The sequence below is a fragment of the Mycoplasma tauri genome (assembly GCF_016925555.1).
GTDB lineage: Bacteria > Bacillota_I > Bacilli_A > Mycoplasmatales > Metamycoplasmataceae > Mycoplasmopsis > Mycoplasmopsis tauri.
Genome location: NZ_CP070479.1, coordinates 687,344 through 711,201, shown reverse-complemented (window position 1 = coordinate 711,201; position 23,858 = coordinate 687,344). Strand labels below are relative to the sequence as shown.

Genomic DNA, 23,858 nt, shown 5'->3' with positions numbered 1-23,858 from the left:
TGGAGAAAAATGGACTGAAGAAAAACATTGATTAATGAGTTTGGTGATCAAATCATTGATGTTAAATTTTTAAATGAAAATAGTATGAAATTGTTAGACGTTACTGTTAGCCACACTGATATTCAATCAATTAATGAATTAACAAATGAAATAAATTCATATGTTGATGGTTTAAATGTTGAACTTGAATTTGAAGCAATATCAATTCATTCTCCTGGTTTTGATTCTAATTATAAAATTGATGAATTAGAGTCACATATTGGTGAAGTACTTGACGTTAAATTAATTAAAAATGTTGATAAAAAAGACTTCTATACTGGAGAATTATTAGAAGTTAGCGAATCAAGTATTTTATTAAGATGAAATTGCAAGGGCCAATTTAGAAAAGTTAATATTTTAAAAGAAAATATTAGTAGTATAAATGCAAATTTTGAATCAATGGTAAAAAATAAAAGCGAGGATTTATAGTTATGAAAGAACAATTAGATAACAAAATAAATAGCCCAAAAATTTGATATCAAATTATTCATGGACTTAATGAGAAAGAAAAATTTCCTATTGATAAGTTAATAGAAATTTTTTCAGAAGAAGTAAATAGAATAGTTCAAAAAAATATTGACCCTGAAGCCAATATTGTTTTTGAGCTTAATCAAGATAAAGAGGAAATAAGAATTTTTAATACTGAAGCAATAGTTATTAGTGATAATGATATGGCTGATATTATGTTTGATGACCCAATTACTGTTAAATTTTTCAATATATCACTCAGTGAAGCTAAAAAGATAAACAAAAGTGTTGAAGTTGGAGATACTGTAAAAATTGAAATTGATTTAATTAGTTTAAAAAATTCTAATAATCCTAGTGTTCAAAAAATACCAAAAATTATTGAGTCTTCAATTTTACAAGCCGTTAAAAGATTACAAAAATCAATAATTTATGAAAAATATTCAAATAGAATAGGAGAAACTGTTAAGGCAACCTTTATTTCTAAAAATAAAAAAGGTTCTTGAAATGTTCAAATAAACGAAGATGGCACTATGGCACATTTACCAGCTAATTTAATTAGTGCTGCTAGAGCTATAAATCCAGGCTCAATTTTTGACGTTGTTATAGAATCAGTTGATGAAGAAACAAAATTAAGTCAAATAACTGTGTCACTTGATTCACCAAAAATTGTTGAGAAAATTTTATTTAAAAATATACCTGAGATAGCAAATGGACAAATTGAAATTGTAAATATTATAAGAAGTCCTGGTGAAAGAACAAAAGCTGTTTTCAGAGCTACAGAAGGTAATGAAAATATTGATGTTTATGGTGCTATTATTGGACAAAATTCATCAAGAATAAACTTAATTTTTAATGAGCTTAACGAGGGATTAGATCCTGAAAAGTATGAAAAAGTTGATATTATTTTACATTCAGATAATGTAAAAGAGTTTATAAGAAGATGTTTAGAACCTGGTCATTTAGTTTCGTTAGTTCAAAAGGGCAATGATAAAAATACATTTTATGCTATAACAACTAAATCTGGTTTATCTGCAATGATTGGTAAGAAAGGATCAAATACAACACTAGCTTCTAAGCTCACTGGTTTAAATTTTGATGTCATAACAACTGAAGAAGCAAAATCTTTGAAAATTGAATTTGATGAGGATAAAGCAAGAGAAATAGATGATCTTATAAGATCTGAAAAAAGATACAAAACATCTATTAAAAAACCATTAAGGTCAGATTTTACTCCTTCAAGAAGAAATGTTAAGAGAAATAATAATTTCAATAGTCTTGAGTTGAGTTTTGAGGGCTTTGATAAAGATATTTTAGCTTTCAAAGAAAAAGAACAAGAATTCTTTGATCAAGAAAATCATGGTCTTGAGTTTGACGAACTTATACAGCGTTATGGTAATTTAGAAAGTGAAGTTGACTCACTAGATAGTGAAGAATTTAATGAGGAACCAGTTGTTGAAGTAGAAAAAATTAAGGAAGACTTAATTGATTATAAAAAAGCTAAAGATGTAGCTAAAAATTTCAAAATTGACAATGATTTGAGCAATTTTGGACTTGATGAAGGAATAGACTTGAGTGACATTAATGATGAAGAATGATAAAATCAAAGATTTTAATCGTAAATGTATTGCATCTGGACTTATAGAGTTACAAAGCAAAATGTTAAGATTTGATTATAATAAGGGTGAGCAAATTATTCAATTAGATCTTAGTAGAAAATTAAAAGGCCGTGGTGCGTATTTTATACCGACTGAAAAAAATTGAGAAATTATTGTTAAAAAGAAATGCTTAAATAAAACTTTTAGAACTGCTGTTTCCAAAGAAACTTACAACAACATTGAAAAAATTTTGAAGGAGGAAAAATGGCTAAGAAAAACAGAATAAGTAATACAAATGAAATCAAAGAGCAATTATCAGACGTTAAAACAGAGGTTGTGAATGGTACATTTATTTTTACGAATAAAATGCCACTTGGAGAATTTGCTAATAAAATAGGGATAAACGCAAATAATTTAATTAAACGTTTTCTTTTAAAAGGTAAGTTTTATCAGATTAACCACATTTTGGAAGAGGAAGAAATTGCCGAAATATGTCTTGAACAAGGTCTAGACTTTAAAAAAGAAGAAAATATTGATGCAGGTAATTTTCTAAATGAAGTTAAGTTTAATGATTCTGAACAGTCATTAATAAAAAGGCCTCCAATTATTACAGTTATGGGACATGTTGACCATGGAAAAACTTCTTTAATCGATTATATAAGAAAAACTAATGTTGTTGAAACTGAAAGTTCTGGTATTACACAACACACCGGCGCATATCAAATTGTGCATAATGGGAATAAGATAACTTTTATTGATACTCCAGGTCATGAAGCATTTGGAGAAATGCGTTCTAGAGGCGCAAAAGTAACAGACATTGTCATCTTAGTTGTTGCTGCTGATGATGGGGTTATGCCTCAGACCAAAGAAGCTATTTTACATGCTAAAGCGGCAAATGTACCTATTATTGTTTTTGTTAACAAAATGGACAAACCTCAGAAGAATCTTGACAAAATTAAACGTGAATTAATGGAAGTTGATGTTTTAATTGAAGAGTATGGCGGAGATGTTCAAGTTGTTTATGGTTCAGCATTAAAAGGTGAAGGAATTAATGATTTATTTAATGCAATTATTTTATTAGCTGATATTTTGGATTTAAAAGCAAATCCAAATAGATATCCAGTTGGTACAGTTATTGAAAGTAAAATCGATAAAGGTGTAGGCTCAATAACTACTGTTATTATTGAGAATGGTACTCTTTATAAGGGAGATTTTATAGTTGCAGGGTCCTCTTATGGAAGAATAAGAAGTATTAAAAGCCCTGGCGGATCATTTGTTGATTTTGCAGAACCAGGCATGCCTGTAAAAATAGCTGGATTGAATAACACGCCTTTAGCTGGCGATAGATTTATTGGTTTTGAAGACGAAAAATATGCAAAGAAATTAGCAACTAATAAAGCACAAATCGATAAGAGTATTGGATTGTATGAAAAAAATCAAAATGTACAGCTTGATTCTGGTAAAAAGATTTTTAATGTCTTAATTAGGGCTGACATGCAAGGAACAGCAGAAGCTATTAAAAATAAACTTAGTGATATGGAAAATAGTGAAGCTGCTATAAGAGTTATTGGGACACAAGTTGGTCAAATAACAAGTGGCGATATTTTATTAGCTCAAGCTTCTAATGCGATGATCATTACATTTAATATTAAAATTTCTCCAAATACGAAGCAAGCGGCAAAGCAAGCGGGCGTAAAAATTATTTCAAATGATGTTATTTATAAGATTATTGAAGATGTACAGACAATTCTTGATGGTGAAAAGCCTATTGTATATGAAGAGAAAAAAATTGGTTCTGCGCACTGTATTAAAGTTTTCTTCTATTCAAAAGTTGGAACAATCGCTGGATGTATGCTTGATGATGGTGTTGTTAAGGCAAATTGCAAAGTTAAAGTTTTTAGAAAAAGAAAATTGATTCACGAAGGTGTTATTGAGTCTCTTAAAAGAGAAACAAATGATGTTAAAGTAGTAGAAAAAGGAAAAGATTTTGGAACACATATTAGGAAATTTAATGATGTACAAGAAGATGATATATTAGAATTCTTTGAAGATGTTCCTGTATCTCAATAAAGATGTAAAAGGAATTTATGGATTTAAAAAAATTTATTAGAGATGTTAATGATTTTCCAAAACCAGGTGTTTTGTTTAAAGATATTTCTCCATTATTAGCAAACGGTCAAGCATTACATAAAACAATTGAATTGATTTCAGAAGAAGCTAAAGATGTAGATGTAATAGTTGGACCTGATGCAAGGGGATTCTTATTTGGTACTCCTACAGCTGCAAAATTGAGTAAACCATTTATTATGGTTCGTAAACCTGGTAAGTTACCTGGAAAAGTAATTTCAAAATCATATGATTTAGAATATGGCAATAATATTTTACAAATTCAAGACGGTTTTATCAAACCTGGGCAAACTGTTGCTATAGTTGATGATGTTTTAGCAACAGGTGGCACTTTAAAAGCAATAATAAAATTGCTTAAAGATCAGGGGGCTATTGTAAAGAAAGTTATTTTACTTCTTGAGTTAGAACAATTAAACGGTAGAGATTTTCTCAAAACTGAAGGAGATTTCGATATTGTTTCGCTTGTAAAATTTTAAGAGAAAATATATTAATCAGCATATAGCTGATTTTTTATTTATTTTGGAATATAATAACCATTATGTATAAAAATAAGCATCGCAGAGTTAGAAACAATAGAACAAGTAGTATTTACAAATTAACAGCACTATCTGTATATGTCAGTTGATTTATTCTTTGTGCTATAGCTCCCAATATAGGGTTTATACATTTAGGACATACACAGTTAACTTATGGCACTGTAATTATTGTCATTGCTACCTATCATTTAGGTTTTTTGGGAAATATTGTTTCTGGATTTTCTTTTGGAATGTCGTCTTTAATAGCGGCTTTTATTTATGGTGTTGCAAAGTATCAATTATTTGATCTTTCGGTTCTCCCAAGAGTTGAGACTGCGATTGTAGTTTTTCTTTTATTTTCAGTATTCAATGTTAATTGAGATCCTAAAGTGTGAAAATTAGTGGTGATAGCTATTTTTGCTGCAATGTTAAATAGTTGTTTTGTTTTTGCACATGCGTATATTAGAGAAAATATTACAGGTGTGCCACTTAGTAAAAATGGGATAGTGCCTATTGAGTTATGAATTCCTTCTCATATAGTTAATATTACATTTGAGCCTATTTTTGGTGCAATGATTATATTTAGTATGTATCCTGTAATGATTTATTTAAAAAATAAATATACATATATCAACGATATTTATTATTAATAATTAATTTTAATTTTATAATTAAATTATGAATATTTTAAAACAGCGTGTTATACCAGGCATTTTGTTCGCAATATTTATAATTTCTTTTGTTGTTATTGGAGAAATTTTAGGAAGCAAAAGTTATGAAATTAGAATAATTTGCTATCTATTTGTATCAATGATGACATGGGTTATTGGTTATGAATTATTTAAAGCATTTAGGCTACCTAAATGAATAATTTATTTATTGCCTTTTGCAATTATATTGTGCATTTTTATGCCAATTAACACATCAATGGAATTGTTAAGAAATATTCCAAATCAGATAAGTGTAGATAAGTTAAAAGTATACACAAATGAAGCGTTGTTTAATTGAGTTAATCTAATTATTTTTACAATTATAACTTTATTATTTTTACTAATAGAGCTATCAACAAGGGTTAATATGACATTTGCAGATAGAATAATTAGAGCTTTACATATTTGATTTTCTTTGTTTTTTATAACTAATAGTATGATATTTTTGCTTTATATTTCATTTTATAATTGGCAATTAATTATATTGTTATTTGGAGCATCAGTAGTTACAGATACTGGTGGTTTTTTTGGTGGATTACTATTTGGAAAAAAATGAATAAATTTACCATTTGCTCCTAATATTTCTCCTAAAAAAACATGAGAAGGTTTTATTGTTGGTGTTTCTCTTTGTTTAATTTTTTCTGCAAGCATTATATTTGGTTTTAATCTATTTGGTGGACAAGTGTTTTTACAAATAATTGCAGCAATTATTGCTCCACTTGCTGCTGTTATAGGAGATTTGTACTTTTCTTATTTAAAAAGATTAAATGCTGTTAAAGATTATTCAAAGATTCTTTTAGCACATGGCGGCATATTAGATAGATTTGATAGTTTGTGTGTCATAGTAACAATGATTGCATTAATATATAAATTTGTATAAAAAAATAGAGATATTTATGTTTCACTCTCTATTTTTTTTATTTATTTTGTATTTAAAAATGGCTTAATAGTTTTTAAATATTTATATCCAGATAGTATACTGAAGAATAAAGATACAATTATTGGAATATTTATTAAATATAAAGATAATCAAAATAAATAATCTTGTCCTTTAGCACTATAAAAAAGGTGTTTTGGACTAGAAAAATCATATGTTATAGCGATTATTAATACAAAAATAATTGCAAATGTTTGCATAAATGTCTTCAATTTTCCTCAAATAGAAGCTTCAATTCCTATTTTGTTTTGAGCCATAATAATTCTTGATCCATCAACAACCAAATCACGAGCCACAAAAATTATAGTTATTCAAAATGGTATATAGCCATAAATTGAAAGAAATAATAGCAAAGTAGTTATTACTAATTTGTCAGCGATAGGATCTCATAATTTACCAAACGATGTAACTTGATTAAATTTACGAGCAATTTTACCATCAAAAAAATCAGTGATCATTCCTACAATAAATATCAATAAAATAAGAGATAGAATTATTCTGCCTGCAATATCATATGAATGTATTGTTTTTTTAACCAAAATATCAAATAATGTTATTAATATTAAAAGTGGAATAAACATAATCAGTCTAAATATAGTTAATTTATTGGGCAGATTCATTTTTAACCAACTTATTTTTATAAAAATTACGAATTTCTTCAAGATAATTATTTTTGTTTTCTGTTATAACGAATTCACTAATAGATTTCATTTCACGATTCAAATAATCAATGACATCAAAGCACTTTTTTTCTCAATTATTGCTTCTTGTGTGTGATAGTTTAACAAAATGTTTAAGAAATTCATATGTTGTATCAGAGTTAACTATATATTCTCTAAAATTCATATCATTTTGAATTTCATCTAAATATTTGCCTGCAACATTAACCAAATCACTCATTTTAAATGATCCAATTGAGGGTTCAAATTTTTCTAAATACTCTTTATTAACAGTGATTAAAGCATTTAGTTTTATTATTGATAATTCAGTATATTTTTTGCAATTTTCACTAAAAGCAGCGTCTTTTTTTATTTTTCTTTTTTTATTAATTGAACTTTTAACTGCACTTACTATAAACATACTCAAAATAATTAATATAAGTGTGCCTAAAATTATTCACATTGTTAATGATGCATCCATATAAATCCTTCCAATAACTAAAAATCTAGTTTATTTAAATATTTTAAACTATAATTTAATAATTAGTTTAAATTACTAAAAACGGCGGTTGCTCGAGTGGCTGAAGAGGTCTGTCTCGAAAACAGATAATGGTGTAAATCATTCAAGGGTTCAAATCCCTTATCGCCGGCCATATAAATGTAAAATCATTTATCACTAAAACTGGTTTTACCAGTTTATTTTTTTTTCTTCATCTAATTCAATAGGTTCTCATCCAGGGTCATAATTATTTATCAATGTATCAACAGAGTTGATTTCACTATTTTTATTTTTAAATTTTGTATTTTTGTGGTGTTGTATGTTTTCATATTTAGTTTTATTTGGTTCTTCATTTATAGCAGTGTATTGAGCTGTTAGTACAAATGAATGTGTTTGCCCAGAGTGCTCAGAACTATAATTAAATTTATTGACTTTTGAGAATAAAATATTTTCTTGTTCATTTATGGAAAGGCCATTGTTTTCATCTATTTTGTCATGTTTTTTATTTATTAAAGAAAGATATATAAAGAAAAAAGGATTAAAACACAAAGCAGTAATTAAAATTTTTTTGAGATTAATTAAATCTTCTTGAGTTTTAATGTTTAGAATTTTGCATTTTAGGATAATTCAAATAACAAATGATATCCCAATACAGATTAATAAGAAGGCTGGAAAAGGTAGCAAAATAGTGATTGTTAAATTATTAGAATATAAATTTATTATTCAAATACAAATTGTAAATAGAACAAAGAATAATAGAGCAAGTGAAGATCATAGAGCAAAAGGCCATCTAGATCTTTGCAAGTTCATATAATAAAATCAAGTAGATCATCTGTAAAAATTCTTTTTTTTATTGTTTATTTTTGTTTTATTTTCTACAATCATTTCACCGCCTATATAAGAAAATTTATTTACATTATTAATTATATAAAATTTAATATTAAAATAGTTAATCTTTAATTAACTTATTCATTTATCCCTATAAAATAGCATTTTTTGTAAATGTTTATTATTTATGTAGTAAGTTTATTTTATATAAAAACACAAACATTATCATTGCTTGTGTTCAATTTATTATTTTTGTTTAGCTTTTTCTCTATAATAAGCATCTCTTTTAGCTTTTTGCTGTTTTTTTATAACTTCAAATTGCTTTTCTTGCTGCAATAAAGGAAGGCGTGTTCTATGGATGTAATCCCTTATTGCTTCACCTAGTCCATTTTGAAGAACGTCACTAGTGTAGAATTTAGCAACATTTTTTACATATTGAGGTGCATTATCCATAGCATATGAATAACCAATTAGTTCTAGCATTGGTATATCATTGCCACTATCTCCAATGCTCATTGCATAATTTGAATCTATATTAAGTTTGTTGCATAATCATAAAGCTGCTGTTCCCTTGTTAATATTTCTTGGTGTCAACTCTATATGGTGTGTCATAACAGCAATATCCGCTTCAATTTCCATATCATTTAATCTGTGAACAATTAAATTTTTTGTTTCACTATTTTTTGGATAGATTTCAATTTTATGAATTTCTTCATGAGGTTTATTTGACTTATCTTCTCAATTTGAAAATTCAAAAAAATCACTCAAAAAGTTTATTGTTTGCTGATTATCAGAAAGTAAGTGATATCCGTTTTTACCAAAAAAACAGCCATTTTCGTTAAATTCTGCAATTAAATCATATGTCTTTTTTACATCTAATGAGTTGAAAGAAGCTTCGTATATAACCTCATGATTAAAATTATCATATATTGATGCACCATTAGCACAAATAATATAACGAACACCTATTTCATCAGCTAATTTATTTAATTTAGGCAAAAGAGGATTACCTGTGTTTAGAACAAATTCAATATCTTCATTATTTATAGCATTTAAAATATCTTGCTTTGTAAATTTAGAGATTTGTTTATCTGGGTATGTGTAAATTGTTCCGTCTACATCACTGAAAATTATCCTTTTAATTAATTTTTTTTCTGTTAAATTCATTATCTAATAAGTAAAGACTCCTCATCCATTTCTTTTGGTTTTTCAATATTTATGTAGTCTAAAACTGTAGGAGCAACATTAGCTAATTTACCATCTTTTAGTTTTATAGTTTTATCAGAACATATTAACATAACAGGACTGCTAGTGTGCTTTGTTGCGGGCTTGCCATTTTCATCTTCAGTAATTTCAGCATTTCCATGATCAGCTGTAATGAAAACAGTTATATTATTAGCTTCTGCAAATTCAATAATTCTCTTTATTTGCGTGTCTAAAAAACTAACTGCCTCAATAGTTGATTTTAAATTGCCTGTATGACCAACCATATCAGGGTTTGCGAAATTCATAATTGTCATATCATAATCTAAACAATTTTTAATAAGTTCATCAGTTATTTCTTTGGCAGACATATGCGGAGCATTTGCATAGCTTTCGACTTTTAAAGAATCCACCATGATTCTTTTTGAATTATTCAAAATAATGTCATTACCACCATCCATAAAATATGTAACATGAGCATATTTTTGAGTTTCAGCAAGTCTTAATTGTGATTTTCCTGCTTTTTCTAAAACCCTACCTATTGGATTTGAGATTTCCATTTCGTTAAAAGCAACCAAAGTATCGATTCCCTCATATTTCATCATTGATGCAAATTTTGAAATCTTTACCTGTTTATTAGCTTTATATTCATAAAGTTTCGTGTTAAGAAAAAGATGTGAAAGTTGTCTTGCTCTATCAGGTCTAAAGTTAAAGAAGATAATTGAATCATTATCCTTAATAAAATTAGCATTTTTGTTGCAAGCAGGAATTAAAAATTCATCATAAATACCTTTAGAATATTGTTCATTTACATACTCAATTGGGTCTAAAAACTCTTCTTGTGATTTGCCAAGTAAAGCATCATAGCATTTTTGAACTCTGTCAAACATTTTATCACGGTCCATTCCATAAAATCTTCCGCCAATTGTAGCTATTTTATACCCATATTCATTGCATTTATTTAATAGAATTTGTAGCGATGGAATAATTGATTTTGGAGCCACATCACGGCCATCACCAAATACATGGACTGATACTTTTTTTAAGCCATAAGCATTTGCCATATCCAAAATTTTGAACAAATGATTTTCTAATGAATGTACACCACCAGGGCTTAAGAGACCCATTAGATGAAGTGTTGAATCATTTTTTAAAATATCATCAAAAACTGATAAGAAAACCTTGTTTTTCTCAAAATCACCATCAGCAATTGCTTTATTTATTAAACTTAGGCCAGTATAAACAACTGTTCCTGCTCCAATGTTAATATGACCAACCTCTGAATTTCCCATTTGACCACTAGGTAATCCAACATATTCACCACTAGCTTGAATTATGCTATTTGGATAGTTTTTAAAAAGATTGTCAAAAGTTGGAGTGTGTGCAAGCTTAAAACCGTTGCCTTGTATTTCATTTCTTAATCCTAGTCCGTCAATAACTATTAAAATTGTTTTTTTCATAAAACCCCCTTGATTATTTTTCATTGTATCTATGATATAAGTCATAAAACATATTAAGATTAGCATTTTTATTATTTATTAAAAGATGTTCATAATCTTGCACTATTCAATAATAAATATAAGTTTTATAGTCACTTGGTTTGAATGATTCCTTAACATTAAAGAATCTAAATTTAGAATATTCGAATACATATCTATAGTTAATAATATCTATTTGTTCAATTACAATTTCATTATCAAAGTATGTTTGTATTTCTTTTCATTCAGGATTTGCTTCATTAATTTTTTTTCATGATTTAAATTTTGCTAAAAGTACTATTATAAAGACAAATAATAAAAAATCAAAAAGCAAAAATGAACATAAAAAAACTAATGCTAATTTATAAACTATTTGTTCTGATTCTAGATCCGTTTTATTTAAGAAAAAAGAAATTAATATAAGAAAAATATTAATAATCAAAGATCCAGCAGCTAATGTTATTAAAATGGCTAATGGTTTATATAAATGTTTAAAAAAACAATTTTTTAGACCTATCTTTTTTCTTAAAATATAAGAACGAACAGAAGTTAGTTTAGCATATAGATGTTTAAAGCGCGATGACAACATTATTACTAAAATAGATGCATGCATAAGCATAAGCATTAGAATGATGATAAAAAATTCTTTAAAATGCATAATCCTCCATATACTGGTTATTATTATACTTTTTTGTTTTTTAATAATGCAAAAGATAACAACAATAATAAATGTTTATTTAATATTAATATCATTATTTTATAAAATCTAATAATTAATTTGTAATAATATTATTAAATATTAAAAGATGAGGTGTGGCTATGAGTTATAAAGCATTATATAGAAAATATAGACCAACAACTTTTTGTGAAGTTAAAGGTCAAGATCATATTATAAAAACATTAAAAAATATTGTTTTATCTCATAAGATAAGCCATGCATATCTTTTTAGCGGACCAAGAGGAGTAGGAAAAACATCAGTTGCCAAGATATTTGCGGGAATTGTTAATTGTTATCATAATAATGACGATTACACAATTTTGTGTGATAAGTGTTCACAAAATTTGACTACCAATATGGATATAATCGAAATGGATGCAGCATCAAATACAGGTGTAGATTCAATACGAGAACTAAGAGATAAAATCCAGCACTTACCAACCCTAGGTAGATATAAGGTTTATATTATTGATGAGGTCCATATGCTTTCTAAGGGTGCTTTTAATGCATTGTTAAAAACTCTAGAAGAACCGCCCGCTCATGTTATATTTATTCTAGCAACAACGGATCCTCAAAAAATACCTTTAACTATTTTATCTAGAGTTCAGAGATTTAATTTTAGAAGAATAAGTAATAAAGTTTTAGAAGATCAAATACAAGATATTTTAGACAAAGAAAAAATTGAATATGACTATGAAATAGTTAAATATGTTGCAAGATTAGCTACAGGCGGTATGCGCGATGCATTGTCTATTATTGAGCAAGCAAGTGCATATGGCAATGGAAAAATACATTTGGAAGATATTACATATTCATTTGGAATAACAACAAACGACAATGTTATTAAGATATTAAATAATTTATTTAACGGAAACACAAAAGAATCTCTTCAAATTTTTAATGACCTTAAAGAGGCAGGAATCGAACCAAAACAGTTTGTCGAAACATTGATTAATGTTGTAAAAGATTTTATAGTTTATAATAGAACTCTTAACATTGATTTGCTTGAAATTTTAAATTTAGAAGAAATTGAAGAGTTAAAAATTGACTTATCATATGCAATGATAGTTTCTGAACAACTTTATAAATTAACAAAAGAATTTTTTTATGTGAATAATAATTTATTTCAATTAATAGAACTTTATCTATTAAAAATTGCTTCAATAAATAGCGATACTGATATTGCAAATAAGGAGAAACCTATGATTATTAATGATTTTGAAAAAGATAATAAAACCAGTGATGTTGAAAAAATATTAAGCCAAACTCAAGAATTTGTTGTTGAAAATAATGAAGACACGTCTGAGATCAGTTTATTAGAGGGCGATTTATTAACTAATGAGTTTGATGTAACTGGGGAAACATATATTGATGGTGGAGTTATTGATACATCTGAGATTGATTTGAATGAGAATATAACTAAAGATATAATTGATGTTAGCAAGGTTCCTAAATATGATGAGAAATATTATTCAGAAAAATTTGAGTTTTTTCCTAAATATACTATAAAACAGTTAAAAGATGCACTTTTACTATCTGATAGAGATATGTTTATTGCCGCAACTAGAGCAAAAGAATCTATTACACAAATTATTAATGATAAAGCTTATAAAGATTTAATAAATGCTCTTAATGTGCTTTCTCTAAAGGCTGTTGGAAAAAACTATATAGTATTTACATCAGATAATATTCCAATGATGAATTATTTACAAGATGTCTCAAACAAGCAACGTGTTCAAACCTTCTTTAAAGATTATTTTGCAGAATATAAACACATATTAATTTTTCAAAAAGAAATATTTAAAAATGTAGCAAAAGAAGTTGTAGAAATTATTAAACAAGGTGACAGAGAACAACTTAAAGAGGCAGTTAATTTTGATGTTGTGCAGGTAGAAAAAGATAAAAATCCTAATAAAGAAATTTTCGATTTTTTGAGCGAAATAAAATAGTTTAAGGAGTACTTATGGATTTAAATATGATTAGAAAAATGCAAAAATTACAAAAAGAAATACAAGAAAAACAAGAAAAATTTATGGATGAAGTTTTTACTCACTCAAAGCATGGTGTAACAATTTCGTGCAAAGGTAATAAACAAATAGTTGATATTAAAATTGGTGATCCTGATTTACTTGATCCAGAAGATCCTGAAATTTTAGAGGATATTTTTCAATTAGCATTGAATGAAATATTTGAAATTATAGACGAAAAATTACAAGCTATGATGCCTGAAATGCCAGGTGGATTCGGTCTATAATGAAAATTAAATCTATTGATGAAATGTCTGAAATTTTGAGGACTTTGCCAGGTGTAACAAAAAAACATTCAGAGAAAATAAGTAATTTTTTCATTTCTGAATCATTAAGTGATATTGAATCATTTTTGTTAAAGTTAAAAACAATTAAAGAAAAAATAAGTTTTTGCAAAAAATGTAATTTTATAGCCGAAAATGAAAAATGTTGTAATTGTGGTAGACCAAATTTATGGAATATTTTAATGGTTGTTGAAAATGCTCAAAATGTAATCAAAATAGACAATTTGGACTTTTTTAATGGCTATTTTTATGTTCTGCCTTATTTACTTTCAACAAGTAGCAAAGCAAAACAAAATGATTATAAATATCCTGAATTAATTAAATTTGCAAAAGAAAAAAATATAACAGAAGCTATAATTGTTTTGAGTCCAACTTTGGAAGGCGAAATGACTGTAGCTCAATTAACTCAATTGTTTAAAGAAAATAATATTAAGTCAACAAGGGCCGCTATTGGTCTCCCTATGAATTCAAATATTGAATATATAGATGGCTTTACAATTAAACAAGCAATTGAAAATAGAACAAAATAATTTAAATTGGAGGTATGACATGTTTATAACCCTTGAAGGTCCTGATGGTAGTGGAAAATCAACTATTATCTTAGGGTTAATAGAAAGATTATTAAGTAAAAAAAACAATTTAAAATATGTCATTACTCGTGAACCTGGTGGAAGAGACATTAAAGAAGCTGAAGCTATTAGAAAAATCATTCTTGATGGTGAATCGAATTTATCATCTAAAGCTGAAGCAATGCTTTATTCTGCGAGTAGAAGGATCCATATTGATAGGGTTATATCTCCTGCGCTCAAGGAAAATAAATTAGTTTTATGCGATAGATATATAGATAGTTTTTATGCTTATCAAGGGTATGCAAGAGATTTAGGCATTGAATGAGTTAAAAATATAACCGAAATGGTTATTGATGATTTTGTCCCTAACATTACAATTTATTTAGATATAAATTATGAGCAAAGTGCACATAGAAGATTTGTTACTCGTGTTATTACAGATAGATTAGACGCTGAAAGTGAAGAGTTTCATAAAAAAGTTATTGATGGTTACAAATCAATTATAAAAAGTGATCCAAATAGGTTTATTGTTATTGATGCATGAAGAAGCATTTCAGAAATTCTTGATGATATTATAAAAGCTCTTTTTGAAAGAAAAGATTTTAAAGAATGATGAGAGCAGGTGTAATGGTCAGTAAAAATTTAGTAAGAATAATTGAAAATTCTATTGCAAGCAATAAATTAGCCCATTGTTATTTAATAAGTTCAAATTTAGGTTCAAATATTGATGAATCTATTTTGTTTTTTATAAATTCTATAAATAAAACAAAAATTGAAAGCTTGGACATAGAACATCTTCCAAATAATATTTTATATTTTGATGATGAATTATCAAAAGACAAAATAGTATCAATTTTAAATTATAGTTCTCTTTCATCTTTTGATGAAAATACCTATAAAATAATTGTTTTAAAAAATATTGAATTTGCGTCAAATGCTACAGTAAATGCATTATTAAAATGTATCGAAGAACCATCAAAAAATACTATTTTTTTGTTAACAACAAATAATAAAAATAGAGTTCTATCTACAATCTTGTCAAGAAGCATTGTTATCAACATTAAAACACTATTAAGTAGTGAAATTGAAGATGAATTGTTGAAAGAAAATTACTCTTCTGATGAGGCATTGTTTTATAGCAATATTTTTACTGATGCTGAACATGTTAAAAAAATTGTTAGCAATAATTCATTTTCATTAATAGAAGACTTATTGCAAGCCGTTTATTTAAGTTTCAAAAATAAATATAACTTGTATGTATATCTTTCAAAATTTGCTAAGAAAGATAAGAAGAATACATTATTTTTATTAGTTTCTTGTCTCAAGTTTATTTTTTCTTGATCATGAGAACAATATTCATTTAAAAATATTTTAATGAAGAAAGTGTCAAAAAAATTGAAAGATATAAAAATTGATTTTTTTGCCTGTTTTAAAGCGTTAAACGAATATTTATCTAATTTTGATTCTAACAATAATTATTTTCTTCAAACTGAAAGAATGCTTGTTAAATTAATGGAGAGTTATGAGTAAAATTTATATAGTTGGTACGCCTATTGGTAATTTAAAAGATATTACATATAGGGCCATTGAGGTTTTAAAATCTGTTGATTATATAGCATGCGAAGACACTAGGGTAACCAATAAATTATTGAGTGCTTATTCTATAAATGCAAAACTTTTGTTACATAATAAAATAAATGAAAAAGAATCAGCAAAAGGAATAATTAGCATGTTAAATAAAGAGGATTTAAGTATTGCTCTTGTTTCTGATGCAGGCATGCCTTTAGTAAATGATCCAGGTTTTGAATTGATTAAATTAGCAAATGAAAATAACATTAAAATTGATTTAATACCCGGTGTGAATGCAGCTATTTCAGCATTTTGTTTGAGTGCAATGTCCAGTACATTTGTTTATATGGGCTTTCCTAAAGAGAAAGTTGGACAAAGATTACAACAAATTAAAGACTTTAAAAGAGAACATGCATATATTTTTTATGTTGGAAATAGTAAAATCACTAATTTTTTAAGTGAGATAAATTCAGTATGAGGTAATGAAATCCATGTTTTTTTAGCTAGAGAAATGACAAAAATACATGAACAGTTTTATCGCGGCAATGCAAATGACGTTTTAAATGAGTTAAATAATGGGTCAGCAAAGGGCGAATTTACATTGGTTTTAAAATTAGAAAATATTAAAAAAGAAAAGAAAAATAAATATGCTCAGTTTAGCAAGCATTAGTTTTTTTATTTTTAATTAAATAATACATGTTAAAATAATTATTAAATTTATATCTATTCTTAATTCAACAAAATAATCTTTGAATTTAATTTTAAATATTATGAAAAGAGGTTTTATTATGAAACGTGTTAATATTTTTGCTTTAGGCGGGCTTGACGAAAACGGAAAAAATTGTTATATTTTTGAAATTTACAATGGTGATAAAAAGAAAATTTATATTATTAATTCTGGCGCAAAAATTCCGATTAACTCTACAAATAAGATTGATACGTTAATTCCTAATTTTGATTATTTAGTAAAAAATAGAGATTTTATTCAAGGAATTTTTATAACTGATGTTAAAAATGAATCTTTTAGCTCGCTGCCTTGATTACTCATGAGGTTACCAAAAATTCCTGTTTATACTTCTAAATTTAATAAAGTTTTAGTTCTTGACAGATTAAGTAAATATAAAATAGCTAAAGAAAAAATTGTTGTTAATGTTCTTGATAAACCAACAAAAATTGGAGATATTATTGTTGCTCCAATAGAACTAGCTGGTTCAATGCCCGGACATATTGGTCTAGATTTTATAACTCCTAATGGTGATTATGTTTTCATGTTTAATTTTGTTGAAGCCAATTTAGGTATCTATGGTTCATTAGACATTTACCAATTACATAAACTTTTTGGAAAGAGAAAAATAAGAGCACTTGTTGTTGATTCAGGGAATTCGAATTATAATGGTGCTGCTTCTAGCAGAATTGTTTTGCATAAAAGTGTTAAAGAAGCATTTGACAGAGCAAAAGAAGATGAAAGAATAATTATTGGGGCATATGATGAAGAAATGTATGCAATTAGTCAAATTCTTGATTATGCATACAAAGCTGATAGACCAGTAATTGCTTATGGGAAAACTTATGGACAGGTGCTCGGTTTAATCAAAAGAGCCATGCCAGATTTAAAATTGCCAAAGATTATTGATTATAAATATGCTAATAAAACAAAAAATGCTGTTATTTTAATAACTGCATCGACAGAAAGACTTCATTCTCGTTTTTTAAGAATAACTGATAATAATGATGTTTATTTAAAATTGCAACCAACTGACACTGTTATAATGATTGCTCCTGCAATAAATGGTTTGGAAGCGCTTGAAGCCATTACTCTTGATGATGTTGCTAGAATAACACCTAAAATTGTAGAAATTTCAAAATTTGAATTTTTTAGTCACCATCCAGCAAGAGAAGATTTAACAAAATTAATAAATGTTTTAAGACCTCAATATATCATCCCTGTGCAAGGTTTATACAGATATCTATTGGATGCTCAGAGATTTATTTCTGAAAGTTGTAATTTTAATCCTAAAAATATTTTGGTTATGCAAAATGGTCAGGTAGCCCATTTCGATGATGAAAAGTTAGTTTCTTTTAAAGGAAAAGTTAAAGAAGTTAACGATGTTATTGTAGATGGTTTAGGTGTAGGGGATATAAGTACAGAAGTTATTAATGAAAGAGAAGTTTTGGGACGTGAAGGGGTTTTATTAGTTTCGGCTAGATATGACTCTAATAAAAAGAAAATAATTGGAAAGCTACAAATAAGTACAGTTGGCTTGATTGCTAAAGAAGAAAAAAAACAAGCTCAAGACTTGGTGAAATCTACTATTGCTAATTTGATGGATACTAAGAAGTTTGAAGGTGTCAAAGATATACAAAACACTTGTAGACAAGCAATAAGAAAGAAGATATTTAAAACATTTAATAAGGAACCAATTGTTGTAATTTCACTAATTTCGGCTTAAAATTGGTTTAGATGAAAAATGAGGGTATGAAAAATGCCTTTTTTTTGTTTAAAAAAGGCAAATAAGGAATTTATTTTTTTGACTTTTTTACCCTAAAATTTGCAGCAATTGTTTTGTCTCTTTTTGCAAGATCTATGTAATAGTCAATAACTTCTGGGCTGAAAAAATATTCTTTTTGTTTATATCTTTCTAAAACTTCATTTGTTCCATTTCATATCATTTCTTTTAATGTTTTTGGATAGCGAAAAATCTTTGAATTTTCTTTGAATTCATCCATATCCACTACCGAAACAGGCGTGTCTGGATAAGCTTTTACATCTAGTTCAAAATCAATAAACTTAATAGTATTATCTTCATAAATTGGAGTTGAGCTTATATTTATATATGCATAATTGCTTCTTTTTGCAGGTTTAAGAAGAATCAATGCATTATACATTGAATGTTTTGGTAAGAATCAAATTACATAATCGTGACAAATTCAGTTATGACCTGAATTTTCACTAACTTTTGACTTATACATTACAAGTACATAGTGCTTAGGTGTATTTCTTAAAACTTTAATGCCATTTCATTGTCGATATAGTGAGCCATCATATTTATATGCTTGAACATTTATCATTGATCCTTCGACAGGGAACACTAGTTTCCTATCTTTTTTTTCGTTCAAAAGTAGACCCCTTCCTAAATAAATAAGTTATTAAAAATTGGTTTTCAATTTTAAATTAATATTAAAAAATGATTTAATGAATAATAATCGAGAATACAAAATAATTATAACTATAAATAGTTTTTTTGCATTAATAAATGAGGAAAAAAATTCACTTTTATTACTTTCACATGGATTTTTCTTGCTTTGTTATAATTAAGTTAGTAGGTTTATTCCTACTTTTTAAGGAGATTTATGTACAAATTTAAAGCAAAATTAATTGTGAATCAAGAGGTTATAGCTGAAGCAAATACCCTGGAAGATATCGAGGCTGCAGTGTTGGGTTATCGTCGTAAACAAAAGACTGGAGAGCACACAAGCGGTAATGAAAAAATCGAAATCATTCACGTAGAAAGAGACTCTTTGAAGGGAAAACATAAATCAAAAGAAGTTATTTTAAAAGTAATTTAAATTAACAAAATTAAAATAGCAAGCGATTGCTATTTTTTGATAAAATACGAGCATGAGATTACGCTATGATAGTAAAGCTAAAGAGAAATTAGAATTGTCTAATTTTCTTATAAAACAGACTGATAGTAAAATTAGACTTGACAAAAGCACAGTTTTAGAAATAGGAATGGGTAAAGGGGAAATGCTTGTTGAACTAGCTTATAAAAATCCTAATTTTAAATTTATAGGGCTTGAAAAATATGAGACTGTAGCTGCTAAATGTTTAAAAAGAGCAAAAGAATTAGATTTAAAAAATTTCTTCATTTTAATTGAAGATGCCAAAAATATTGGTGAAATTTTTGAGGGAAAATGTAGTACTATTTGATTGACTTTTAGCGATCCATGACCTAAGAAAAAACATCTTAAGAGAAGGTTAACACACAAATTTTTTCTTGATAAGTATTCAGAAATTTTAGATAATAACGGAATTTTAAAATTTAAAAGTGACAATGATAAACTTTATGATTTTTCATTAAATTCTTTAAATGAGGCAAATTGAAAAATAATTGATAATGGTACTGACTTACATTCATCAAAACATAGTGTAAATAATATAATGACTGGCTATGAACAAAAATGATCATTATTAGGAAAAAATATTAATTATATCTTTGCTATGAAACCCGCTTAATTTAACTTATAATATTTTGTATGAATATTGATTTAAGTAAGAATTATAAAAAGAAGCCAACGTTTTTTAATGTACTTTGGTTTATTTTGTTTACATCATTTGTTGGTTTTGGAGGGGGGAACGCGTTATTACCCATATATAAACGATATACTGTTGATAAATATGGTTGGTTAACAGAAAAAGAATTCGAAGAGAATGTAATTTTAACAAACATGTTGCCAGGAGCAAGTGTTATAGAGGCTCTTAGCTATATTGCTTTTAAAAATTTTAATTTTTGAAAGGGTTCAATTCTAGTTATTATTGGTGTTCTGCCTCATGTTATTTTTGGTTTTGTTCTTTTTTACTTTACAAAATATATACCGCTTGAATATTTATTTGTAATTGAAGTTGCTGTTTTATCTACAATTATTGGTTCGCTTGTAATTTTTATTTTTAATTATGTTAAAAAAGGAGCAAAACAAATTAATGTGGGTCTTTGATTTGTTTTATTTTTAGTGACTTTTGTTTTTACTTTTTTTATTCCTGCTCCCTATAATATGCCAATTTCAATTATGGTTTTTATTATTTTAATTTTTACTGTTGTGTTCTTTACTAAGCAAAAAATAGGTAGAAACCAGAATAAAAAAACAAGTAATTTAATTTCCGCCAATGATGATTATGAAGTAGGAGCCTAAAATGATCTTTTTAATGATTTTTATAACACTCATATTGATTATTTTTGTAAGTTTATCAGTCTTTGGAGGCGGGCAAATATTTATGCCTATTTTTAAGTGGTTATGGGAATTACTTAATAATAATTTTGGCGCAGGCATTAGTGATCAAGAAATGTCCAATTTATTTACTGTAAGCAATGCTACTCCAGGTGTTTTTTCAACAAAACTTGCATTTGCATCAGGATATTTAATAAGCGGTGGGCAGTGATGAGGATTTATTCTTTGCTTTTTTACTTATTTAGTATTTATTTTGACTCCAATAATTGTTATGTTTTATTCAATGAAACTTATGACAAAAAAATCTAATTCTCCTTATTTACAAGGTTTAATGAAAATTATGAATCCTATTATTGTTGGAATTATAGCAGCTCTAATTATTCAACTTATTATCGGAATGGTTTTTCCTCATGCAAAATTTAATAATTCAGTTTCTGAGTATGTAAAAATTTCATATACATCAAAAAAAGCGCTATTCTTTAATAATAGTAGATTACCAATTTTAATTATTTATGTCATAATAACAATCATAATTTCAGCAATTTTATATCATAAAAGATTTCCGATTTTCCCATTAATATTGTTTAATGTTGCTATGGCTATGATTGCATTTGCTCCATGAGCAGGATAATTTTGTGGATTTAGTTCCACTTTTTTATTATTTTATATAATTGAATAATGTTTCAATTAGAAGTTAAATATAAAGAAAGAATAGATAAGTATATTAGCGATAATAGTCATATAACAAGGAATGATGCTCAAGAATTAATTAAGCAAGGGGCAGTATATTTAGATGATCATGTTTATGTTAGAAAAGCTAATTATTTACCAAAAATTGGCTCAATAATAACTGTTGAAAAGTTAATTGAAAAAGAGACAGATATTAAACCATTAGATTTACCAATTGACATTGTTTATAGTGATAAAGATATAGTTATAGTTAATAAACCTAGTGGTCTTGTTGTTCATCCAGCGCCTGGCCATCTTAATGATACATTAGTTAATATTTTGATGCATCATTTTAAAAATGATCTATCTAACACTAATGGACTTTTGCGGCTTGGAATTGTTCATAGAATTGATAAGGACACAAGTGGATTATTAATTGTTGCTAAAAATAATGTTGTTCACAATAAATTGGCTGAAATTTTTAAAAAACATCAAGCAAAAAGGTCTTATATAGCTATTTGCGAAGGTGTTTTGGAAAATAAAATAACAAAAATAAATTTACCAATAAAGCGTAATGAAGCAGACAGACGTCTAATGAGTGTTCATAAAGATGGGAAAGAAGCAATAACTTATGTTCATTTGCTTAAAACTTTTTATATTGATAAAAAACCATACTCTCTTGTTAGATGTGAATTAGAAACTGGCAGAACACACCAAATTAGAGTTCATTTAGCATACATAAAGCACCCAGTTTATGGTGATCCTGTTTATGGGAAAGAAGTTGATAATTATAATCAAAGGCTTCATGCATATAAATTAGATTTTATGCACCCTATCAGCAGTGAAAAAATTGAAGTTTTTGCTCCAATACCTAAAGAATTCAATATAGCTGATTATGATTTTGATCAACTTAAAAAAATATAATATTGATTTAATTTTAAATTTAAAAATATAAAATTATATTTATTAATAAATAAGGAGGTTTCATGTTTAATTTTAATTATAAGCCAGAACAAGGATATGAAGATTTGTGAAAACATGAAAAGTCATTTAAAACCGTTTTTATAATAACTTTAGTTTCATTTTTAATAATGGCTTTATTTTATTATTCAATAGGAATTTTAGAAGCATCATATAATGGCGCAATAAAAGAATTTATTCAAAAAAACATTGAAAAATCGAATGTAGATAATGGACACAAATCGGAACTATTTAGACAAAGCGAACAATTATTTTATTTTGGAATAGCCACAAGATTTATTATAGGTTCTCTAATTTTAGGATTTGGGATAGCTATGTTAATAAGTATAATCTTTGGCTATAAACGTAAGAATTTTTCGAAAATAATTAAATGACCTAATACTGTATATTTTGTATTGTCATTCTATTTATTTTATATAGCTATTTCAACTCTCTTTGCTGGTAATTTTACTGATTCTGGTGTTCCAAAGTATAATGATTTTAAGGTAGCTTATTCTGTTATAACTGTTATTGGTGCTATTGTTTTATTTATTTCATACTTTATTTTTGCTCGTAAATATACAGTTATTAAAACATTGTATTTAAATATTGAAAAAGCTATTGAAGCAAAAAAACAAATGGAAGAAAATCCGGAATTATTAGAGTTTTATAAAAATATTGAACAAGCATTTAATGGATTAGTTGCATCTTCTGAACAAGCAGAATATAATAATGAGACTACCTCAAATCAATTTAATAATTCAAATAAACAAGAGCCTAAAAACAAGTCAAAAAGAGATGAATACTTTGAAAAAATGATGCTTTTACCAAATGAAAAACTTTATGCTTTTGCTGAAAAATTATATATTTCTGGTTATGAAAATATGGAAAAAGAAACTTTAGCTAATTTAATTTTAGATATATTTGAAAAACAGGAAAGAGATAAAGAAGTTAATAAAAATTTAAACAACGATGAAATTGTTGTTGAACCTAAAGAGTCTATAGACCAAGCATCAAATAATAATAAAGATGATAAAAATTTTGAGGTTAAATAATT

At 26.8% G+C, this 23,858-nt stretch carries 27 protein-coding genes and 1 tRNA gene; 21 read left to right on the top strand and 7 right to left on the bottom strand.

The features are described from left to right. The first annotated feature begins 9 nt into the window (after positions 1-9). From JS510_RS03105 to JS510_RS03075, 7 genes are all read left to right on the top strand, one after another. Entirely contained in the window at positions 10-468 is a 459-nt protein-coding gene (locus JS510_RS03105; RefSeq protein ID WP_205517297.1) for an LSm family protein, read from the top strand. A 2-nt stretch (positions 469-470) separates the two neighbouring features. Then, positions 471-2,105, top strand: a complete 1,635-nt coding sequence (locus JS510_RS03100; RefSeq protein WP_205517296.1) for a NusA N-terminal domain-containing protein — start codon at positions 471-473, stop codon at positions 2,103-2,105. Next, the gene (locus JS510_RS03095) at positions 2,089-2,388 is read left to right on the top strand and encodes a YlxR family protein (protein ID WP_232841059.1); all 300 of its coding nucleotides are present in this window, start codon (positions 2,089-2,091) and stop codon (positions 2,386-2,388) included. Before JS510_RS03100 ends, JS510_RS03095 begins: the two co-directional genes overlap by 17 nt. Next, positions 2,367-4,172, top strand: coding sequence for a translation initiation factor IF-2 (gene infB / locus JS510_RS03090; protein ID WP_205517294.1), 1,806 nt, complete (start codon positions 2,367-2,369; stop codon positions 4,170-4,172). Before JS510_RS03095 ends, infB begins: the two co-directional genes overlap by 22 nt. A 17-nt stretch (positions 4,173-4,189) precedes the next feature. After that, positions 4,190-4,705, top strand: coding sequence for an adenine phosphoribosyltransferase (locus tag JS510_RS03085; RefSeq protein ID WP_205517293.1), 516 nt, complete (start codon positions 4,190-4,192; stop codon positions 4,703-4,705). A 62-nt stretch (positions 4,706-4,767) separates the two neighbouring features. After that, entirely contained in the window at positions 4,768-5,394 is a 627-nt protein-coding gene (locus JS510_RS03080; RefSeq protein WP_205517292.1) for a hypothetical protein, read from the top strand. Between the two features lie 28 nt (positions 5,395-5,422). Then, positions 5,423-6,334: a phosphatidate cytidylyltransferase gene (locus JS510_RS03075; RefSeq protein ID WP_205517291.1), complete on the top strand. Its 912-nt coding sequence runs from the start codon at positions 5,423-5,425 to the stop codon at positions 6,332-6,334. Positions 6,335-6,375: 41 nt separating this feature from the next. On the opposite strand, the gene pgsA is transcribed toward JS510_RS03075, so the two are convergent. Both pgsA and JS510_RS03065 read right to left on the bottom strand, forming a co-directional pair. Next, positions 6,376-7,011: a CDP-diacylglycerol--glycerol-3-phosphate 3-phosphatidyltransferase gene (pgsA, locus tag JS510_RS03070; protein ID WP_205517290.1), complete on the bottom strand. Its 636-nt coding sequence runs from the start codon at positions 7,009-7,011 to the stop codon at positions 6,376-6,378. Further along, on the bottom strand, positions 6,995-7,531 hold the full coding sequence (locus JS510_RS03065; RefSeq protein WP_205517289.1) for an MHJ_0274 family protein: 537 nt from the start codon (positions 7,529-7,531) through the stop codon (positions 6,995-6,997). Before JS510_RS03065 ends, pgsA begins: the two co-directional genes overlap by 17 nt. 82 nt (positions 7,532-7,613) lie before the next feature. Here JS510_RS03065 and JS510_RS03060 point away from each other — a divergent pair. Next, positions 7,614-7,703, top strand: a tRNA-Ser gene (locus JS510_RS03060). Between the two features lie 35 nt (positions 7,704-7,738). Here the strand turns inward: JS510_RS03060 and JS510_RS03055 are convergent. The 4 genes from JS510_RS03055 to JS510_RS03040 form a co-directional block, all read right to left on the bottom strand. Continuing rightward, positions 7,739-8,434, bottom strand: a complete 696-nt coding sequence (locus JS510_RS03055) for a hypothetical protein (RefSeq protein ID WP_205517288.1) — start codon at positions 8,432-8,434, stop codon at positions 7,739-7,741. 189 nt (positions 8,435-8,623) lie between these two features. Then, a complete protein-coding gene (locus JS510_RS03050) occupies positions 8,624-9,544 on the bottom strand; it encodes a Cof-type HAD-IIB family hydrolase (protein WP_205517287.1) in 921 nt (306 codons plus the stop codon). Further along, positions 9,544-11,040 carry a 2,3-bisphosphoglycerate-independent phosphoglycerate mutase gene (gene gpmI / locus JS510_RS03045; RefSeq protein ID WP_205517286.1) on the bottom strand — a complete coding sequence of 499 codons (1,497 nt, stop codon included), beginning with the start codon at positions 11,038-11,040 and terminating at the stop codon, positions 9,544-9,546. Before gpmI ends, JS510_RS03050 begins: the two co-directional genes overlap by 1 nt. A gap of 13 nt (positions 11,041-11,053) precedes the next feature. After that, positions 11,054-11,716 (bottom strand): MAG0920 family protein, encoded by a 663-nt coding sequence (locus JS510_RS03040; RefSeq protein ID WP_205517285.1) that lies wholly within the window; start codon positions 11,714-11,716, stop codon positions 11,054-11,056. Between the two features lie 161 nt (positions 11,717-11,877). Between JS510_RS03040 and dnaX the strand changes: the two genes are divergently transcribed. The 7 genes from dnaX to JS510_RS03005 all read left to right on the top strand — a co-directional run bounded on the left by dnaX (position 11,878) and on the right by JS510_RS03005 (position 18,675). Continuing rightward, the gene (gene dnaX / locus JS510_RS03035; RefSeq protein WP_205517284.1) at positions 11,878-13,725 is read left to right on the top strand and encodes a DNA polymerase III subunit gamma/tau; all 1,848 of its coding nucleotides are present in this window, start codon (positions 11,878-11,880) and stop codon (positions 13,723-13,725) included. 14 nt (positions 13,726-13,739) lie between these two features. Then, positions 13,740-14,030 (top strand): YbaB/EbfC family nucleoid-associated protein, encoded by a 291-nt coding sequence (locus JS510_RS03030; protein ID WP_205517283.1) that lies wholly within the window; start codon positions 13,740-13,742, stop codon positions 14,028-14,030. Then, complete coding sequence (locus JS510_RS03025) at positions 14,030-14,617, top strand: toprim domain-containing protein (RefSeq protein WP_205517282.1); 588 nt, start codon at positions 14,030-14,032, stop codon at positions 14,615-14,617. The genes JS510_RS03030 and JS510_RS03025 overlap by 1 nt, the downstream gene beginning before the upstream one ends. Positions 14,618-14,636: 19 nt before the next feature. Next, entirely contained in the window at positions 14,637-15,284 is a 648-nt protein-coding gene (gene tmk / locus JS510_RS03020) for a dTMP kinase (RefSeq protein ID WP_205517281.1), read from the top strand. Further along, complete coding sequence (locus tag JS510_RS03015) at positions 15,284-16,186, top strand: DNA polymerase III subunit delta' (protein WP_205517280.1); 903 nt, start codon at positions 15,284-15,286, stop codon at positions 16,184-16,186. Before tmk ends, JS510_RS03015 begins: the two co-directional genes overlap by 1 nt. Continuing rightward, positions 16,179-16,895, top strand: a complete 717-nt coding sequence (rsmI, locus tag JS510_RS03010) for a 16S rRNA (cytidine(1402)-2'-O)-methyltransferase (protein ID WP_205517279.1) — start codon at positions 16,179-16,181, stop codon at positions 16,893-16,895. Before JS510_RS03015 ends, rsmI begins: the two co-directional genes overlap by 8 nt. 118 nt (positions 16,896-17,013) lie before the next feature. Beyond that, positions 17,014-18,675 carry an MBL fold metallo-hydrolase RNA specificity domain-containing protein gene (locus tag JS510_RS03005; RefSeq protein ID WP_205517278.1) on the top strand — a complete coding sequence of 554 codons (1,662 nt, stop codon included), beginning with the start codon at positions 17,014-17,016 and terminating at the stop codon, positions 18,673-18,675. Positions 18,676-18,745: 70 nt separating this feature from the next. Here the strand turns inward: JS510_RS03005 and JS510_RS03000 are convergent, their stop codons facing one another. Continuing rightward, a complete protein-coding gene (locus JS510_RS03000) occupies positions 18,746-19,342 on the bottom strand; it encodes a DUF402 domain-containing protein (RefSeq protein WP_332873706.1) in 597 nt (198 codons plus the stop codon). A 234-nt stretch (positions 19,343-19,576) separates the two neighbouring features. Between JS510_RS03000 and JS510_RS02995 the strand changes: the two genes are divergently transcribed. The 6 genes from JS510_RS02995 to JS510_RS02970 all read left to right on the top strand — a co-directional run bounded on the left by JS510_RS02995 (position 19,577) and on the right by JS510_RS02970 (position 23,856). Continuing rightward, positions 19,577-19,792 carry an MAG6790 family protein gene (locus JS510_RS02995; protein WP_205517277.1) on the top strand — a complete coding sequence of 72 codons (216 nt, stop codon included), beginning with the start codon at positions 19,577-19,579 and terminating at the stop codon, positions 19,790-19,792. Between the two features lie 52 nt (positions 19,793-19,844). Further along, complete coding sequence (gene trmB, locus JS510_RS02990) at positions 19,845-20,462, top strand: tRNA (guanosine(46)-N7)-methyltransferase TrmB (RefSeq protein ID WP_205517276.1); 618 nt, start codon at positions 19,845-19,847, stop codon at positions 20,460-20,462. Positions 20,463-20,482: 20 nt separating this feature from the next. Beyond that, positions 20,483-21,136, top strand: coding sequence for a chromate transporter (locus JS510_RS02985; RefSeq protein WP_205517275.1), 654 nt, complete (start codon positions 20,483-20,485; stop codon positions 21,134-21,136). 1 nt (position 21,137) lies between these two features. Beyond that, positions 21,138-21,803, top strand: coding sequence for a chromate transporter (locus tag JS510_RS02980; protein ID WP_205517274.1), 666 nt, complete (start codon positions 21,138-21,140; stop codon positions 21,801-21,803). Positions 21,804-21,850: 47 nt separating this feature from the next. After that, positions 21,851-22,765, top strand: coding sequence for an RluA family pseudouridine synthase (locus JS510_RS02975; protein WP_205517273.1), 915 nt, complete (start codon positions 21,851-21,853; stop codon positions 22,763-22,765). Between the two features lie 62 nt (positions 22,766-22,827). Further along, positions 22,828-23,856 carry an SLC5/6 family protein gene (locus tag JS510_RS02970; RefSeq protein ID WP_205517272.1) on the top strand — a complete coding sequence of 343 codons (1,029 nt, stop codon included), beginning with the start codon at positions 22,828-22,830 and terminating at the stop codon, positions 23,854-23,856. Positions 23,857-23,858 lie beyond the last annotated feature (2 nt).